This is a genomic window from Bacillus sp. FSL P2-0069 (genome assembly GCF_038593315.1).
Classification (GTDB): Bacteria; Bacillota; Bacilli; order Bacillales; family Bacillaceae; genus Bacillus; species Bacillus safensis.
The window spans coordinates 484,089-501,288 of sequence record NZ_CP151984.1; the positions used below are offsets into that span (position 1 = coordinate 484,089).

A 17,200-nucleotide genomic window follows, 5' to 3' on the forward strand; every position below is an offset into this window, starting at 1 on the left:
GTCTATGCGAAAAGACTCGTAATTTGGTATAAAATATTTATTTAAATTTAAACAGAAACAATCTATAATAAATCGTTGGAATGCTAAGAGAACGGGAGTTGAAAGGGGACACGAATGGATACACCCATACATCGCATAGGTATTGTTTTACTCATTGTCATTCTACTAGGTGGATGTACCTGGAAGCAGCAGACGGAATCAGCTTATCCAGTATCACCACAGCCAGTATTGCCTGGAGAATATTTTATTACTCATCACCTCATGACAGATCAAGGCTTGATCCGCACTTCATTTGCAGAGCAGCACATCTACTTATCCGAATCGCTGGGGCTTTGGATGGATTATCTTGTTCGAAAAAAAGACCAAAATTCGTTTGACCAACAATTGGGTGTCCTGCAAGATGAATTTTTACTAGACCATCATCTTCTCAGCTGGCAAATCGAATCTGATCAAAAAAGTAAAGCCAATGCCTTGGTTGATGATTTACGGGTAGTGGCGGCACTTCAAAAGGCAGATCGTTTATGGAAGAATGCAGCATATCAAACAACAGCAAAAGAAATCGCACAAGCGTTAAAAGACAAAAATATGTATAGAGGCATCTTGTCCGATTATTATGATGCATCAACAAATCGAACTTCACACACAATCACACTCTCATATTTAGACCCAAAAGCAATCAAAGAATTGGAATCCCTCAAAATATTCACGAAACAAATGACGAGTAACCAATTGGCCATTCTAAAACAAGCACCGAGAAAAAAAGGATTCTTTCCTAAATCCTATGACATAAAGAAAAAAGCCTATTCATTTGATCGAGAAATCAATATGATTGATCAACTCTATACGGCTCTACATGCCGATCGTGCAAAGGTGAATACGTCCGCGATCATGAAATGGCTTAAAACGACTTTTACAAAAGAAGGAAAATTGTACGGTAGATATAAACTGAGCACATTGCAGCCAGCAGTGACATATGAATCGCCTTCTGTATATGCGCTGGTCATCTTGTATGCTCTTAAACGAAACGAACCGGAATTCGCAAAAGAGGTGTATGACCGCATGAAAGAATTACAAATTCAAGATCCTCTCAAGGATTATTATGGAGGGTACATGAACGAAAAAGACACACACTCATTTGACAATTTATTGCCTCTCATTGCAGAAAGGGAGCTTTTTAATGAATCGGTTATTCAGTAATACGTATCGTTTATATTATTCTCTGCTCCTCACGTTTGCAGGTCTTATTTTGTTTATGGGCTACCTTGGCGTACATGATGCAGAGAGCTTTTTGATGATCACACTGACTTTTGTCGTGTTAGGATGCGGGATTTTATTTGGCATCTTACCAGCATTAATTTTTACCTTGCTGATGTTGTTCTTTATAGGAAGTGCTATGTTCTTTACAGAGCTTGGCCACACAAACCCCTTCTTTACCAATCAAACATTGCAAGATGTGGTGATTTGGGGCGCAGCCCTCCTCTTTTTCGCGATTTCAGCAGGAAGCTTGCATGAGCGGATCAAGACGATGCGGCAAACCATTGAACAACAAAAGCAGGCTATGAAACAATTTGTGGCAATTGACTCGACCACTGGATTTGACAATGCAGAACGGATGAGGCTGGAATTGTCTGAGGAAATGAAACGGGCAGAACGCTACAAACAGCCATTCGTTTTTATCCTTCTTCACATTCATTATGCAGCAGAATTCAAATCGTTATATGGAGAAAAAGAAATGCAGCACCTATTTCAGCAATTAAGTAACAAGATTCGCGAAAGTGTCAGAGAAACCGATAAGAAATTTCGATTATCTGAAGAACGAATAGGCCTGCTGCTTACTCACACACCAGAAGAAAATGTCTCTGTCGTCCTTGAGAAGCTAAAGGATAAATTGAAAAAGCATGTGCTGTTAAACGGCCGTGAAGTCACCTTGACATTTCATGTCTGTCATTTAACAAGCAGTTCGGAGTATCGCACGCCAGAACAATTTTTAGAAGAACTAGAAAAAGAGATGATGATGAATGAACTTTAATTCTTTGATGAAATGCTGTTTGATGATTGCTCTCTTTTTGATTCTTTCGTTTCAATACATGGCTTCAGCCGACGCTCTTGCCAAGCCAGATACCCTGATCGTTTATTCAACAGAATCAGGAGAAACGACTCCAGCAGTGCATATGCTGGATCTACTCGCCGGACATTTTTCCAAACAGACGACGATTGTATCTGATGAACATTTGGCTGAAAAGAAGATCAGCGAATTTCAGCAAGTCATCTATCTAGGGGAAATAAAGAGAACCTTACCAAAACAGACCATTCGTGTAATGAACGAAGCACAGAAGATCATAGCCATTGGATACAATGCGGAACAGCTGCGCCCATTTTCCGCGCTTACTTTTCACAAACAAGATCACACGAGTCAAATCAAATATACAGATGATAAAGCATACCGTCAGCTAGAGAAAAGGATCAGTGCGTTAACGGTTCAAGGGGCAGACTTGCAAAGGGAATTTCTATTGAAAAAACATAAAGCTGATCTTCCATTTGTGATTCAAACAAAGGAAGGTGCCGCCTATATTGGAATCCTAAATGTCGTGCAGCACAGCGAGCTTCTTGCAGAAGTGCTAGAAAAACGCCTTCCTTCTTCTAATCAGCTGACCACAAAATACTTAAGGCTTGGGAACATCAGTCCTGTCACTGACGAAAAGAAGCTGCTTGAGCTTGGACAATACGTATCCACTCAGCATATTCCGTTTCTAATAGCGGTAACCCCTGTTTGGGTGGATCGAACAACAGGCGATGAAGTGACACTGAGTGACCGCCCGAAGCTTGTAAAAGTGTTAAAACAATTGCAAAGCGATGGAGCCAGCATCATTCTCCATGGATTTAGCCGTACGTATCGCACGGAGGATTCTGGTCAGGACTTTGAGTTCTGGGATGCAAAGAATGATCAGTCCATTACGTCAAATGACCCTAAAAAAGCTGAGAAGAAGCAAAGTGAAAGCCATTTTTCGAATGAAAAAGACTTCCATGCTTATACGAAATCGAATCAGCAGCAAGAAACCATCTATACAGAAGAAAAACTGACAAAAGGCATTGAGTTTCTTGCGCAGCAAGGTCTCTATCCACTGGCATTCGAGGTGCCGCATGATGCCATATCTCAACAAGGCTACGAAGTGATATCAAGGCATGTGTCCAGTCTGTTTGGACAGGTACAGCTGTCGGATCATACTTGGAAAACAGCCGGCGCTCCGCCGCTCGTGACGAAACCCGACATGCTTCATGGCATGACTTTATATCCCCAGCAATCAGTAGAGCCAGCATCTGACGAAGAAGGTTCAAATATTTTAACAGAACAAAAGATTCAATCCATCCAGCATCTTCAATCAGCCGCAATCGGGCTGTCCTATGATGTGGAATCCGGAATAACTGGATTGCAGAATCTGATGACGCAGATGGATGCAATTCCTTCTAGTGAATGGCTGGATTTAAAGAAAACAAAACAGACAGTCCAAACACCACATGTACAGATCAAAACATCAGGGGATGGACATATTCATGTAGAACAATCCAATAGAGCGGAAACCACAACAGTTAAACGAAGCGGCATGGAAAATATGCTGCGAATTCTCACCGTCGTGGTGATGCTGTTTATTGCGGCATTTGCTTTTTACACATTGTATTTAAGACTGACAATGAAAAAACGTATTTTTAAGGAGAGAAAATTAGGTGGCTGATGTCTTATTTTATCTTTCATTAATACTGATTTGGATCATGCTCCTATACCACATGTTTCTCATGCAGGGCGGCTTTCAGCACTACCTGACCTACGAAAAAGTGCTGCCTGAATGGACGAAACAAGGGAAAGAACTGCCGACCGTCAGCATTCTGATTCCTGCTCATAATGAAGAAGTTGTCATTCGGCAAACGCTAAAAGCAATGGTCCAGCTATCCTATCCTCAACATCTCCTTGAAATCATTGTGATAAATGACAATTCCTCCGATGGCACAGGGGACATCGTGCAGTCATTCAGTGAGCAATATGATCATGTCCATATGATTGAAACGAAACCGCCATTTGCAGGAAAGGGAAAATCAACTGCACTGAATGAAGGCTTAAAGGCTTCAACAGGAGAAGTCATCTGCGTATACGATGCAGATAACATGCCTGAACAAAAGGCCGTCTATCATTTGGTTCTTGGTTTATTGAATGACCCAAAGGCAGGCGCTGTTGTCGGGAAATTCAGGGTCATCAATGCAGCCAAAAATCTGCTGACCAAATTTATTAATATTGAGACCATCTGCTTTCAATGGATGGCGCAAGGCGGAAGATGGAAGTGGTTTGGCATTGCGACAATACCGGGCACCAACTTCGCCATCCGCCGGCACATTTTAGAAGAGCTTGGCGGCTGGGATGTTCATGCGTTGGCTGAAGACACCGAATTAACGATCCGTGTCTATAACCTTGGCTATGTCATTCGATTTTTCCCAGCTGCGATTACATGGGAACAAGAGCCTGAGACATGGAAGGTCTGGTGGCGGCAAAGAACGCGCTGGGCTCGAGGCAATCAATATGTTGTCCTCAAATTTTTGAAACAGTTTATGAAGCTGAAACGAAAACGAATGATTTTTGATTTGTTTTATTTCTTCTTTACGTATTTCTTATTTTTCTTCGGTGTCCTGCTCTCAAATGGCATCTTTATCGTGAACCTATTTGTTGACCTTCACTTATCTGTAGGGGCTGTTGCACTGATCCTGTGGGGATTGGCCTTCTTCCTCTTTCTAACAGAAGTGATGATTACACTAAGTATTGAGAAAACAGAGCTCACCAAACAAAATATACTCATTGTGGCGCTCATGTACTTCACTTATTCTCAAGTATGGATTGCGCTAGTCGTGTACTCCTTATGTGTAGAGGCAAAGAGCCGTTTATTCAAACAAGAAGTGAAATGGTACAAAACTGAGCGTTACGATCAACAACAAAAGAAAAGCGGGTGACAAATTGAAATCGGTAAAATGGATGATTTTTATATTGATGATATCCCTTGCCATTCAGCCTTTTTTCATGGCGGGTCAAGCAATGGCGCAATCAAATCGAGTACAAGTGAAAGATGACTGGATTCGCTCATCTAAAGGAAGTCAAACGGAAACGCAAGCATTATCAGAAGATCTAGTAACCTTGTATGGACAAGAAGACCGCACTGAATTTTCCTATCAAATAGAGAGAGGAAAAGTTGAGTCTAGCACCCTTACATTAAATATAGAGGCTTCACCATTACTTATTTCGCCATCTTCGTTCACAGTCATGATTGATGGAGAGATTGAAAAGACCATTCCCGTATCAGGGAAAAATCAAAAGAAATCAATTCAAATCAAATTGAACAAAGCGCAATTGAAAAAAGGTTCTCATCAAATTCAGCTCACATTTTATGGCGTGTTAAAAGAAGGTGTGTGTATCAACCAAGAGACACCTGCCAATTGGCTGAAAGTATATCCTGAAAGTGAGCTGGATTTCAAAGGAACTCAAACGAAAGACGTGACGTTAGACAGCTTCCCTTCATTTTTCATTCAAACAGGTGATCAGAAAGAACAAACAGATATTGTGATTCCAAATTCACCGGAAGCAGCTGAATTAGAAGCGGCTATGAAAGTATACCGGACGTTGAAAAACAAAGACCGCCAAGCAGACCTCAAACTCGTCCAAGAAAAGGACCTCAAGCAAATCGCTCATCCAACCATTGCTGTGGGAGCAAAAGGAAACTGGGATGGACGAGTGAAATCGATCGAGCAAGCTGCAAAGATGAAAACAGCAAGCGATCAGCTCACGTTAGCGGTGAGAACCTTGACAGGAAAGAAAAAAGAACAGCCCATTTTATTTGTCACTGCTAAGCAGCCAAAAACAATTGCTGAAAAAATCAATGTCCTGACTCAACCAGAACTGACAGGTCAGCTCACTGGGACAGATTTACTCCTTCAAAAGGTTACTGTTAAAACATCAAAACCATCTCATCAAATTCGTTTAAAAGATTTTGGTGGTGATGATGTCACGGTTGGAACCAAAAAGACGGCATCTGATCATTACTATTATCCAAAGGCATTGATCGCTCATCAAAAATCAGGAGCTAAACTAAATCTATCATTTAAAAAATCTGATACAGCGAACAAAGCGGAACGCTTAACAGTCATGATCAATAACGAACCGCACGACGTACCGTTAACAAAACTAGGAAACAAAGATGAGAATGGATTCTATCATGTGTCAATTCCAGTAGATTCACAAGTACTCCAAAAGAACGAATATATTGATTTGCAATTTGTTACTACAGGCTTTAAAAACATGGAAGCCTGCAGACATACGGATGAAGAAGGCTGGATTTACATTGATAAGAACAGCTCTCTTCAAATACCAGAAGGGACGACTAGTGATACACCGGATTTAGCCGCATGGCCGCTTCCTTTCACATCAAAAACGCAGCAAGGAAAAACATTGATCATCATGCCAGATCAAATCAAGCAAGAAACGATCAATCAAATGGCGATGCTGACAGAATCATTTAGTCAGCCGGAAGCTGCCCAATATCATTTGATCAAAGCTTCAAATGTGACAAATGATCAATTGAAAGATCACTCTCTCATTTTCATCGGGGGCATTCAAACGTTCTCTCTTTTAAAAGAAAAGGCAGACGATCTCATCGTTCCAGTGAAAAAGGATCAGTATGATGTATCCTCCTTTGGCATGATCAATGAAACGACTGCTCGTATTGTATGGACGCAGCCATCTGTATGGAATAAAGAACAAACAATGACCGTCTTTTCCGGAATGAATGCAGCTGACGCTGATCTTTCACATGAAGTGATTCATTTCCTGCAAACAAATACGGAAACGGCAACAGTTGCAATCGAGAGCAAAAACAAAGACATGTTCTCTAATCATCAAACGGTCAGCAGCACAACAAATGATCTCCCAAAAGATGAAAAGCAAGGCATCAATGATTCTTGGATTTACTTTGCATGTATCGCTGCACTGATTATTTTTGTGGTCGTGATGATTATTTATTTCGTGCGAAAAAACCGCAAAAAGACTGATTGATTAAACGATCAAAAGACCTTGAAAAAATGTCTTTACTTTGGTGTTAAACGGGAGTATGATCTCTTTTATAAAAGACCAATCGCTGAATCATTTCGATGAGCGGGGGAACCATTGGTGGTGCAGGACACCACGTGGGGTGAATCCTTTTTAGGTAGGGCAAAGTCTCTTGCGCCCGAATCCGTCAGCTAACCTCGTAAGCGTTAAAGAGAGCAAAGACCAACCTGTGATCTAAACAATAGACGCAGGGGCATTCTATTGCCTCTGTGTCTTTTTGGCGATCCATCTTTTGTAACTTAAATCGTTTGACACTAAAGGAGCGGGCATCACATGTACAGTTTGATGAAGCGTATTTTAATTGGGAAACCATTAAAATCACAGGCAGCAGGAGAACAAAAACTATCAAAAATCAAAGCGTTGGCATTATTGTCATCAGACGCATTGTCATCCGTTGCATACGGTACAGAACAAATCTTGATAGTTCTTTCAGTCGTTAGTGCAGCAGCATTTTGGTACTCACTCCCGATTGCAGGTTGTGTATTAATTCTTTTAATGGCGTTAATTCTATCTTACCGCCAGATTATTTATGCTTATCCAGAAGGCGGCGGAGCCTATGTCGTCTCTAGCAGAAACTTAGGTGAAAAGCCAGGACTGGTCGCTGGCGGATCATTGCTTGTAGATTATATTTTGACTGTAGCAGTGAGCATATCAGCGGGTACCGATGCCGTCACATCGGCTTTTCCGGCACTATATCCATATCATGTGCTGATTTCAATTGTATTGGTCATCTTGATTATGGTGCTTAACCTTCGTGGATTGACAGAATCGGCATCTATTTTGGCTTATCCCGTATACTTGTTTGTCATATCACTTCTTATATTAATTGGAGTCGGCGGTTTTAAATTATTAACAGGAGGCGTTCCTCCAGCACCTGAGCATACAGCGATAGGCACGCATGTACCTGGCATTACATTGTTTCTTTTATTAAAAGCATTTTCGTCTGGCTGTTCTGCACTGACTGGGGTAGAAGCCATTTCAAATACCATTCCATCCTTTAAAAAACCAGCTGCACAAAATGCAGCGAGAACATTATTGATGATGGGTGGATTACTAGCTGTTTTATTTGTGGGTGTGACATTGCTTGCGTTTGGTTTTGGCATCTCACCAAAGCCAGAAGAAACGGTTGTATCACAAATTGCATCAGATACATTTGGACGTACATTTTTCTATTATGTTATTCAGGCTGTCACAGCTTTAATCTTGATATTAGCGGCAAACACAGGTTTTTCCGCCTTTCCTTTATTGGCGGTCAACTTAGCAAAGGATAAATATATGCCGCGCATGTTTACAGTAAGAGGGGATCGACTTGGTTATTCTAATGGCATTATCTTTTTAGGTGTAGCTTCCATGCTGCTCATTTGGTTGTTTGATGGGAAAACGGAACACCTCATCCCGCTATATGCTGTCGGTGTATTTATTCCATTTACCTTGTCGCAGACCGGTATGTGTGTGAAGTGGATTCGTGAAAAACCGCAGGGCTGGAAAACGAAAATGCCTATCAATATAGTCGGAGCACTGATTTCTTTCACCGTTCTCATGATTCTCATTTTGACCAAGTTCCATCTTGTATGGCCAGTATTTGTTTTCATGCCTATTGTGCTATTGATCTTTCATTCCATTAAAAAGCATTATCTGTCTGTTGGAGAACAACTGCGTTTAATGAATGAAACAGAGCCTGTTGAGATTAAAGGAAATGTGGTCATCGTGCCAATTGCCGGTGTAACACGTGTCGTCGAGCAATCTGTTCAATATGCAAAATCCTTATCAGATCAAGTCATAGCAGTTCATGTATCCTTTGATAAAGAAAAAGATAAGAAAATTGAAGCGGATTGGGAAAAACTGAACAGCGGTGTGCGGCTTGTGATATTGCATTCGTCTTATCGAAGTCTTATTCATCCGCTTGATAAATTTCTTGAAACGGTTGAGGCAAAAGCAAATGCGCATCAATATAAAGTGATGGTGCTCGTGCCTCAATTTATCCCGAAAAAAAGATGGCATACGATCTTGCATAACCAATCTGCCTTTTTATTAAGGTTCCGTCTATTATGGAAACGGGATATTGTGGTCGCCACCCTTCCATATCATTTTAAAAAGTAGCAGCAAGTTGAAACGTTTGATCAAAAGGGTGCGGTGGTATGGAGTAAGAAAAAAGGAGTTTTCTCACATGCCGCAAAGAACCGCAGGAAAAGAAGTAACAGCGCTACTGGAAGAGTGGGGCGTAAAACATATTTATGGAATGCCCGGCGACAGCATAAACGAATTGATTGAAGAGCTTAGGCATGAATCAAGCCAAATACAATTTATACAAACGAGACATGAAGAAGTGGCGGCACTCTCAGCGGCGGCTGATGCCAAACTAACAGGTAAGCTCGGTGTCTGCTTATCCATCGCTGGACCGGGTGCTGTCCACTTATTAAATGGACTATACGATGCAAAAGCAGATGGCGCACCCGTTTTAGCAATTGCAGGGCAGGTTGCGTCGAATGAAGTAGGAAGAGACACATTCCAAGAAATCAAATTAGAGCGGATGTTTGACGACGTCGCTGTCTTTAATCAGCAGGTACAAACAGCAGAAGCTCTGCCTGATTTATTGAATCAAGCCATTAAAGCAGCTTATACCCATAAAGGGGTGGCTGTTCTCACCGTATCAGATGACTTATTTTCTCAAAAAATTAAGCGTAAGCCAGTTTATACATCTCCTCTTTATGTTGAGGGAGAGGTACGGCCAAAGAAAGATCAACTGCTAAAGGCAGCACAGCTAATTAACAATGCGAAGAAGCCGGTCATCTTAGCAGGTAAAGGATTACGAAATGCAAAAGAAGAGCTTCTTTCATTTGCAGAAAAGGCTGCTGCACCTATCGTCATCACACTTCCTGCAAAAGGGGTTGTGCCAGACAGGCATCCATACTTTTTAGGAAACCTAGGTCAAATTGGAACGAAGCCAGCTTATGAAGCAATGGAAGAGTGTGACCTCTTAATTATGCTTGGAACTTCTTTTCCATATAGAGACTACTTACCAGAGGACACACCTGCCATTCAACTGGATATTAAACCAGATCAAATCGGTAAAAGATATCCAGTAGACGTAGGAATCGTGAGTGACAGCAAGAGTGGTTTGCAGGAACTGACCTCCTACATTGAATATAAAGAGCAGCGTGGTTTCCTTGAAGCTTGTACAGAGCATATGATGAAATGGCGGGAAGAAATGGATAAGGAAAAATCCGTTGCCACATCACCGCTTAAACCGCAGCAAGTCATTGCTAGACTAGAAGAAGCAGTTGAAGACGACGCCATTCTTTCTGTTGATGTAGGGAATGTGACCGTATGGATGGCACGCCATTTTGAAATGAAACAGCAGGATTTCATCATCTCCAGCTGGCTTGCCACAATGGGCTGTGGTTTGCCTGGAGCGATCTCTGCTAAGTTAAATGAACCGAATCGTCAAGCGGTTGCTGTCTGCGGCGATGGTGGCTTCACAATGGTCATGCAAGACTTTGTGACAGCGGTAAAATATAAACTGCCGATCGTTGTTGTGATCTTAAACAACAACAACCTTGGAATGATCGAATATGAACAACAGGTAAAAGGAAACATCAATTATGGTATAGAGCTGGAAGATATTGATTTTGCTAAGTTCGCAGAAGCATGCGGCGGCAAAGGAATCTCCGTGTCATCACATGAAGAACTAGCTCCAGCTTTTAGTGCAGCCCTTCAATCAGATAAACCCGTCATTATTGATGTTGCTGTCACCAATGAACCGCCGTTACCTGGGAAAATTACGTACACACAAGCAGCTGGTTTTAGTAAATACTTACTGAAAAAATTCTTCGAAAAAGGCGAGCTGGATATCCCTCCACTCAAGAAAAGTTTAAAACGCTTTTTCTAAACAAAATGTAGTCGGTCCTCTCAAAAGAGGACTGACTTTTTTTAATGAAAGGAAAAAACATTTCAATTATCACTTGTTTTATTTCCTCTAAAAATATATGGAAATTATTTTTGTAACTTAAAGCCTATTTTTCCAATTCGCTGAGAAAGGTAAAATAGACTTTATGATCAATAATGGGGGGAGTGACTTCTTCTGGGCAAGATACTTGATGCAAAAGCACTAACCAGTGCCATGGACACAAGGGCAAAACACTATCAAGAACTCCGCGAACAAATGGTAGATTTAAAAAAGGCATTACAAGGTGTTGCCAACCTCGGTGATGATTTCACTGGGAAAGGAGCCGATAATATTAAAAGTTTCTATAAAGAGCTCGCTGGAAATGTAGACATGTTTATCAGCTTCATTGATAAGCAAAAAGCCTTTCATGAAGGTGTTTCTGGGACACTGGATGATACGAGCTTTGGCGGCGATACCTTTATAGAGGAACACTTTTTAGACAACGCAGTACATATGGGCATCAAAAACGCCAAAAGCATTGTAAAGGATCAAAAAAAGGCACTCAAAACGATTTTTCAAGACATTGATGACCTCATTTCCCTAGAGGTATTTGATAGCCAAACCTTTGATGAAAAAATAGAAGATGCGGAAGATGAACGAAAAAAGACGGTCAAAGAACTGAGAGAGCTTGATCAAAATTTAAAAGATGAATATGCTTTGTCAGAGACGGAACAGCAAGCTGCAATGGCATTGTACGCTGAAATGATGAATGCGACAAATGACGGAAAAGCGATTTCGCCTATGAATTTTGACAAGAAAGCGTATCAAAATAGCGACATCTACAAGGCAAAGAGCGATATTGAGAAGCAAACTTCTGAATATCTGAAAATCAAAAAAGAACAAGAAGAAGCCCGCAAGATCGCAAAGGAACAAGAAGCCCTCGCCAACCGCCCTTGGTATGAAAAAGCCCTCGATTATGGTGGAAACATCGTGAATGAACTGACTGGCGTGAACGATGCAAAACGTGCCGCAACAGGCGTTGATCCAATCACAGGCGAGGAACTCACCGCAGGCCAGCGAGTCGCGGCAGGCGGCATGGCAGCCGCAGGCTACATCCCAATCGTCGGCTGGGCAGGCCGCATTTTCAAAGGCGGAAAGGCCGTCTATAAAACAACTCAAGCCACATCAGCCGCAGTCAGGGCAGTCGATATCTACAAGACATCGCAAAAATCCTTTGACGCCCTGAAAACATCGCAAAAAGGCTTATATGGTCTCACCGCCACCAACGGTTTCAGCGAAGCGATCACAGGCCGAGACATGTTTGGAAACAAGATCTCAAAAGAACAGCAGGAAGCAAGTATGAACGCGGCTCTGGGGATGCTTTTGCCGTTTGGGGCGAAAGGGTTTCATGGTAAGATGGGAGTTAAGAGTGCTGTTAAAAATGGAGATAATGGTACAGTGTGGAGAAATATAAAAATTACTCAACCACATTATGAAGGTACAAAAATCCCAAAATCATTTGAATTAGCAACATCAGATGGGAAGTTTTGGGTGCATCCGAATGGAACGAAACATATGGTTGAGTATATAACAAGAGATGCAACTACACATGGTATGCCGATAAATAGCCAAACTTTATTGTCGAGTTTCCAAAGCTCTGTTAACAATGCTGCTAAGCAAGGAATTAAATACGAAGAAATTATGAAGATAGGAAATTGGGAATTAATATTTAGTAAACCCCGCGGAGACGGATTACTACCTGTAATAAAGCATGCTGTGTATATGCCTTAGAAGGAGACATGATGATGTTAAAAGTAACAGAATACAAAGACAGTCAGTCTATAAATATTGAATATGATCTTTATACACCGATTAATATAGAATTTGGTAGTTGGAATATATCAAAAGAGCCAACGATATATTGGAGAACTGGAGATTTTAAGAAATCTTTAATTGAAATAGGTATAGGGAAATATACAGGCAGCCTTCGTTCAATTACACTAACATTAAGTGAAAATGTACACAAAATGGAAAATTTTAAATTGGATAACAAAAATATAAATGTGATTAAAGGAGTACCAAATTTTCAAGTAGAAGAACATAATGATAAGACCTATATAGATGAGAAAGGTAAATTAGACGTATATATAGGGTTAGATAAGGTTTTAATTTTATTTTCAGAAAATGATACAGTGTCTGTTTTACAAAACGATACAGTAGGATTTGCTTTGGACAAAGATGAGGTAGTATGTGGCATTATCATAAGTGGTGTGTTAGAACATGAAAAGAAAACATTAGAAGATGCATTGAATTAGAGAATTATGAAATACAAAAAACCTTGATGGCTAAAAACCTTTCGAGGTTTTTGTGTTTCAGGGGAAAAGTGGGTTTAAAACCTTATGCTATTGATTCTGGTGATACAGTAAATAGCATTAGTTAAGATCAATGACAGAACATTTTTCGAAGTGAATCCTTTTTGAAACAGACGCAAATTTAGAATGCGAAAAGAAAGTGTTAGGAATGATTTCTTGAGCAGTGGGTAAGGAGATTTCATTTTAGTTAACCTATATTTTCATTTTGCTGAAAGTTAGAAAACTGAAAGGGTTTTTATATGTTAAATGATATATTGTCAAAGAAGATAGTTCTAGAAAGTGGTACTGAGTTTGAAAAATCTCTAGAGTATGGGGGACCCTACGAACTAGCAATTGTGGAATATACTTCAGGAGGGGAAGAACAACTCTTTACTGGACTAGCGTATGATATGTACGAAAACGGACATCTTGAAAGTTATTTCTATGTAGAGAAAGGTATTAAACAGGGGAAGTATGTGGAATTTTATCCAAATGGCTTTGTGAAAAAAATAGGGTATATGAGGAAGAACGCTGTGGATGGATATCAAGTCGAGTTTTTTGAGAATGGAAATAAAAAATATGAATGTGAGTGTATTGCTGGTCGAGAGATGACTTATATAAAATATGATAAAGAAGGTAATGTGAAAGAACTTAAGGCAGAACCTAGTGAATCAGATCTCATTTATGCTGAAAAGTTCAATGGTTGATCAATGTTCAAATGAATTTTTAGTTAAAGAAGTTTAAAATGAGAAGAAAAGAGATAAAAACATTTCAAATCGTAAAGGAGCCAAAACCATGCTATGGATTTTCACACAAAACCAGCAAAGTTTCGTTCATGTCCACGAAGTCACTGTAGCCGGCAAAAAGATTGAAGGGATGATCGCAGGAAGCGATACTTGGGTCAAGACGCTTGGTAAGTATGACTCAAACGATCGTGCAGCAGAGATCCTTCAAGACATTGTGAAAGTAATTGAAGCCAATCAAGATGCCACTGTGACTTACAGAATGCCAAATCAATAAAAAAGAAACCACCTTTCCATTGCGAAAAGGTGGTTTTTGTTTATGATGGTGTTTTTGTAAAGGCTAAAAATAAAGGAATGCCTGTGCCGACAAGGGTTGTGGCAAATAGGAACATACCGCAAATGAATAGAAAATGGCTGGCTGAAAAGACAAGTGCCAGAATGAGAAAAACGATGCTGAGTCCTGCCATGCTATATGATGGGACAAAGCGGCGTTTGTAGGTGGCTTTCTTTGTTAAGAATGAGAAGAAAATGCCAAATAATAAAGGGACAATCCATAAGTAAAATAAAATAATAAGAGACATACTTCATACCTCGATTTTTCCTTCTATTTTATCAGATGCTGATCGCAACCGATACTACAAAGCTTCACTTTGTAAAATAATTCATGCAATCGACACAATTACGTGGGCTGATTCATAGAATGCGTTTTTTCTTTCATATATTCAGGCTGCAAAAGAGCGTATACACAATGATCCGTAAAGCGGTCGCCCAGCCATTCACATTGTCTCAAAATGCCTTCAAGCGAAAAGGATAAACGCTCTGCGATGCGTCTGCTCTTCAGGTTATCGACAGCAGCCCTGATTTCAATGCGGTGCAGTCCACAATCTTCAAATAAATAATGAATGACTGCTTTGCACGCTCTTGTCATGATGCCTTTTCCTTGATAGCCTTCTCCGAGCCAATAGCCAATTGAAACAGTCCTGTCGATCCAATGAATTTGGTGGGTGCCGATGATCCCGACAAGCTCTCCATGTGACCAGATGCCCGCTTGAAAACCGTTGTTCTGCAAGGCTTGCTGCATTGCGCCTTGAATGAACGCCATGCTGTCTTCCTCTGTTTTCGTTGAATCCACCCAAAGCATCCATTCACGTAAATGCTCTCTTGACCGCTGGATGAGCAAATATAGACTTCTTGCGTCTCTTGGCTCAAGCAGCCGCATAGCTATCTCTTGATCCTGATAAAAAAACATGTGCCCACATCCTCTCAGGGGAATTTTACCATAACCATATGAAAAGAAAAAGACAGCATCACTACTGTCTTTTACATAAACGTATCCACAATTAAAAAGAGATTGAGTGCGACAACAAGAGCTGCTATCACCCAAGATATTCCTGTTACCCAGCGGGCATTCGTTAATTCGCCCATAATTCGTTTTTTACTTGTAAATAAGATGAGCGGAATTAAAGCAAAGGCAATACCAAAGGATAAGACCACCTGACTCATCACAAGTGCAGATGTCGGATTCACCCCAGATGCAATGATCACAATAGGGGGAATCATAGTAATCAGCCGGCGGACATACAGCGGAATCCGGTATTGAATAAAACCCTGCATAATGATATCGCCTGACAATGTACCGACAGAAGAGCTTGATAGTCCGGCTACAAGCAGTCCTACACCAAATAAGATAGCTGATACAGGACCTGCGAGTGTGCTAAAATGCTGGAACGCAACATCCAGATCTTCAACAAAGAGACCATTTTTATAAAATAAAGCGGCTGCCACAATCAACATACTGGCATTGATGGCTCCAGCGACTAGCATCGCAATAAGGATATCTAAAAACTCAAAGCGGAAAATCTGTTTTTTCTCCTTTTCCGTTCTGCCGACGACTCTCCTTTGGGTTAATGCTGAATGTAAATAGATCGCGTGCGGCATCACAGTGGCACCTAAAATTCCGGCTGCAAGCAGTACACTATCTGCGCCATCAAATTTTGGAATGAAAAGCCCGCCTGCGACACTTGCCATATCAGGCTTGGCGACAAAGGTTTGCACAGCGAAAGCGATCACGACAACGAACAGCATGCCAGTGATGCCGGCTTCTAATGCGCGATATCCCCGTCTTTGCAATTCTAAAATCGCAAATGATCCGATAGCTGCAATAATGGATGCTTCAAGCAGCGGGATCCGAAAAAGCAAGTATAAACCAAGTGCAGCCCCGATAAACTCGGCTAAATCTGTGGCAATAATGACGAGTTCGCCCTGAATCCATAAACCGATGGAGACGGGTTTTGGAAACTCTTCACGTGCGATTTCAGGTAAGTTTTTACCTGTCGCTATTCCAAGCTTTGCGGACAAGGATTGGATGAGCAAAGCCATGAGATTTGATATGAGAATGACCCATAAAAGGAGATATCCATATTTAGAGCCAGCCGCAATGTTGGTGGCAAAATTTCCTGGGTCAATATAAGCAATGGCAGCGATAAAAGCAGGGCCTAGAAAAGGAAGAAGCCTTCTAAATCCTTTGACCTTACCTTCAAGTGCACGCTCAGCTGCCGTTGACATGTGTGCCTGTGCCTCGATGTATTTGTTTGTCATATGTCATCACCTAGATTCTACAAAGTTTTGCTTGGGCACAAAAAGTTTCCTTGATGCAATTTTTAATCATCATATGCCCATATTCATGAAAAGTCAACTATCTGAACTAATAGGTTTGTTTATCATATGTAAGTGAAAAAAATAGATACCTTGTCAACGAGCAACATAAAAAACACCGCCTTTTAGACGGTGTCCCTACTGCTTCCTCTGTTATTTGTTTTTTAAGATACCCTTGATCCCACACTGCGGAAGATCAGGCTTAAAATAATGACAAAGATCGCTGCTCCTAAGATTGCTGGAATGATCGCAAAGCCTGCCAGACTAGGACCCCACGTTCCCAGTAATCCATGACCAATCCAAGCGCCTACAAACCCGGCAATCATTGAACCGATCCATCCTCCTGGTACACTGCCCCCAGCGAGTGCACTCCCAATGAGACCGATGACAATCGCCACAACTAATGAAATTAGAAATCCTAACATGT

The 17,200-nt window shown here is 41.0% G+C and carries 15 protein-coding genes and 1 riboswitch; of the genes, 11 read left to right on the forward strand and 4 right to left on the reverse strand.

Annotation, left to right across the window (positions count from 1 at the left end; translation table 11 throughout):
• Positions 1 to 114: 114 nt before the first annotated feature.
• From NSQ34_RS02325 to NSQ34_RS02375, 11 genes are all read left to right on the forward strand, one after another.
• Positions 115 to 1,197, forward strand: a complete 1,083-nt coding sequence (locus NSQ34_RS02325; RefSeq protein ID WP_034283849.1) for a glycosyl hydrolase family 8 — start codon at positions 115 to 117, stop codon at positions 1,195 to 1,197.
• Complete coding sequence (locus tag NSQ34_RS02330; protein WP_111927511.1) at positions 1,178 to 2,029, forward strand: diguanylate cyclase; 852 nt, start codon at positions 1,178 to 1,180, stop codon at positions 2,027 to 2,029. Before NSQ34_RS02325 ends, NSQ34_RS02330 begins: the two co-directional genes overlap by 20 nt.
• On the forward strand, positions 2,019 to 3,731 hold the full coding sequence (locus NSQ34_RS02335; RefSeq protein ID WP_268456399.1) for a DUF2334 domain-containing protein: 1,713 nt from the start codon (positions 2,019 to 2,021) through the stop codon (positions 3,729 to 3,731). The genes NSQ34_RS02330 and NSQ34_RS02335 overlap by 11 nt, the downstream gene beginning before the upstream one ends.
• On the forward strand, positions 3,724 to 4,992 hold the full coding sequence (locus NSQ34_RS02340; RefSeq protein ID WP_120208353.1) for a glycosyltransferase: 1,269 nt from the start codon (positions 3,724 to 3,726) through the stop codon (positions 4,990 to 4,992). The genes NSQ34_RS02335 and NSQ34_RS02340 overlap by 8 nt, the downstream gene beginning before the upstream one ends.
• 4 nt (positions 4,993 to 4,996) lie before the next feature.
• The gene (locus NSQ34_RS02345) at positions 4,997 to 7,084 is read left to right on the forward strand and encodes a cellulose biosynthesis cyclic di-GMP-binding regulatory protein BcsB (protein WP_254001579.1); all 2,088 of its coding nucleotides are present in this window, start codon (positions 4,997 to 4,999) and stop codon (positions 7,082 to 7,084) included.
• 70 nt (positions 7,085 to 7,154) lie between these two features.
• Positions 7,155 to 7,299: riboswitch (cyclic di-AMP (ydaO/yuaA leader) on the forward strand.
• Positions 7,300 to 7,411: 112 nt separating this feature from the next.
• Positions 7,412 to 9,238, forward strand: a complete 1,827-nt coding sequence (locus NSQ34_RS02350; RefSeq protein WP_034283853.1) for an APC family permease — start codon at positions 7,412 to 7,414, stop codon at positions 9,236 to 9,238.
• A 67-nt stretch (positions 9,239 to 9,305) separates the two neighbouring features.
• Complete coding sequence (locus NSQ34_RS02355) at positions 9,306 to 11,027, forward strand: pyruvate oxidase (RefSeq protein ID WP_034283856.1); 1,722 nt, start codon at positions 9,306 to 9,308, stop codon at positions 11,025 to 11,027.
• Between the two features lie 192 nt (positions 11,028 to 11,219).
• Positions 11,220 to 12,815, forward strand: coding sequence for a T7SS effector LXG polymorphic toxin (locus NSQ34_RS02360; protein ID WP_264316110.1), 1,596 nt, complete (start codon positions 11,220 to 11,222; stop codon positions 12,813 to 12,815).
• 14 nt (positions 12,816 to 12,829) lie between these two features.
• Complete coding sequence (locus NSQ34_RS02365; protein WP_144496850.1) at positions 12,830 to 13,339, forward strand: hypothetical protein; 510 nt, start codon at positions 12,830 to 12,832, stop codon at positions 13,337 to 13,339.
• 296 nt (positions 13,340 to 13,635) lie between these two features.
• Positions 13,636 to 14,082, forward strand: coding sequence for a hypothetical protein (locus NSQ34_RS02370; protein WP_144496849.1), 447 nt, complete (start codon positions 13,636 to 13,638; stop codon positions 14,080 to 14,082).
• Between the two features lie 88 nt (positions 14,083 to 14,170).
• Positions 14,171 to 14,395, forward strand: coding sequence for a hypothetical protein (locus tag NSQ34_RS02375; protein ID WP_081124009.1), 225 nt, complete (start codon positions 14,171 to 14,173; stop codon positions 14,393 to 14,395).
• Positions 14,396 to 14,435: 40 nt separating this feature from the next.
• Here the strand turns inward: NSQ34_RS02375 and NSQ34_RS02380 are convergent, their stop codons facing one another.
• From NSQ34_RS02380 to NSQ34_RS02395, 4 genes are all read right to left on the reverse strand, one after another.
• The gene (locus tag NSQ34_RS02380) at positions 14,436 to 14,699 is read right to left on the reverse strand and encodes a hypothetical protein (protein WP_008346966.1); all 264 of its coding nucleotides are present in this window, start codon (positions 14,697 to 14,699) and stop codon (positions 14,436 to 14,438) included.
• A 98-nt stretch (positions 14,700 to 14,797) separates the two neighbouring features.
• Positions 14,798 to 15,367 carry a GNAT family protein gene (locus NSQ34_RS02385; protein WP_034283978.1) on the reverse strand — a complete coding sequence of 190 codons (570 nt, stop codon included), beginning with the start codon at positions 15,365 to 15,367 and terminating at the stop codon, positions 14,798 to 14,800.
• 71 nt (positions 15,368 to 15,438) lie between these two features.
• A complete protein-coding gene (locus NSQ34_RS02390; protein WP_254001580.1) occupies positions 15,439 to 16,716 on the reverse strand; it encodes an Nramp family divalent metal transporter in 1,278 nt (425 codons plus the stop codon).
• Between the two features lie 221 nt (positions 16,717 to 16,937).
• On the reverse strand, positions 16,938 to 17,198 hold the full coding sequence (locus NSQ34_RS02395; protein WP_024427360.1) for a GlsB/YeaQ/YmgE family stress response membrane protein: 261 nt from the start codon (positions 17,196 to 17,198) through the stop codon (positions 16,938 to 16,940).
• Positions 17,199 to 17,200: the final 2 nt, after the last annotated feature.

Bases quoted from the DNA above. Each gene is read 5' to 3' on its own strand.
- NSQ34_RS02390 (WP_254001580.1), bottom strand. From the start codon at position 16,716: ATGACAAACAAATACATCGAGGCACAGGCACACATGTCAACGGCAGCT.
- NSQ34_RS02355 (WP_034283856.1), top strand. From the start codon at position 9,306: ATGCCGCAAAGAACCGCAGGAAAAGAAGTAACAGCGCTACTGGAAGAG.
- NSQ34_RS02330 (WP_111927511.1), top strand. From the start codon at position 1,178: ATGAATCGGTTATTCAGTAATACGTATCGTTTATATTATTCTCTGCTC.
- NSQ34_RS02380 (WP_008346966.1), bottom strand. From the start codon at position 14,699: ATGTCTCTTATTATTTTATTTTACTTATGGATTGTCCCTTTATTATTT.
- NSQ34_RS02395 (WP_024427360.1), bottom strand. From the start codon at position 17,198: ATGTTAGGATTTCTAATTTCATTAGTTGTGGCGATTGTCATCGGTCTC.
- NSQ34_RS02385 (WP_034283978.1), bottom strand. From the start codon at position 15,367: ATGTTTTTTTATCAGGATCAAGAGATAGCTATGCGGCTGCTTGAGCCA.
- NSQ34_RS02365 (WP_144496850.1), top strand. From the start codon at position 12,830: ATGTTAAAAGTAACAGAATACAAAGACAGTCAGTCTATAAATATTGAA.
- NSQ34_RS02350 (WP_034283853.1), top strand. From the start codon at position 7,412: ATGTACAGTTTGATGAAGCGTATTTTAATTGGGAAACCATTAAAATCA.
- NSQ34_RS02325 (WP_034283849.1), top strand. From the start codon at position 115: ATGGATACACCCATACATCGCATAGGTATTGTTTTACTCATTGTCATT.
- NSQ34_RS02335 (WP_268456399.1), top strand. From the start codon at position 2,019: ATGAACTTTAATTCTTTGATGAAATGCTGTTTGATGATTGCTCTCTTT.
- NSQ34_RS02370 (WP_144496849.1), top strand. From the start codon at position 13,636: ATGTTAAATGATATATTGTCAAAGAAGATAGTTCTAGAAAGTGGTACT.
- NSQ34_RS02375 (WP_081124009.1), top strand. From the start codon at position 14,171: ATGCTATGGATTTTCACACAAAACCAGCAAAGTTTCGTTCATGTCCAC.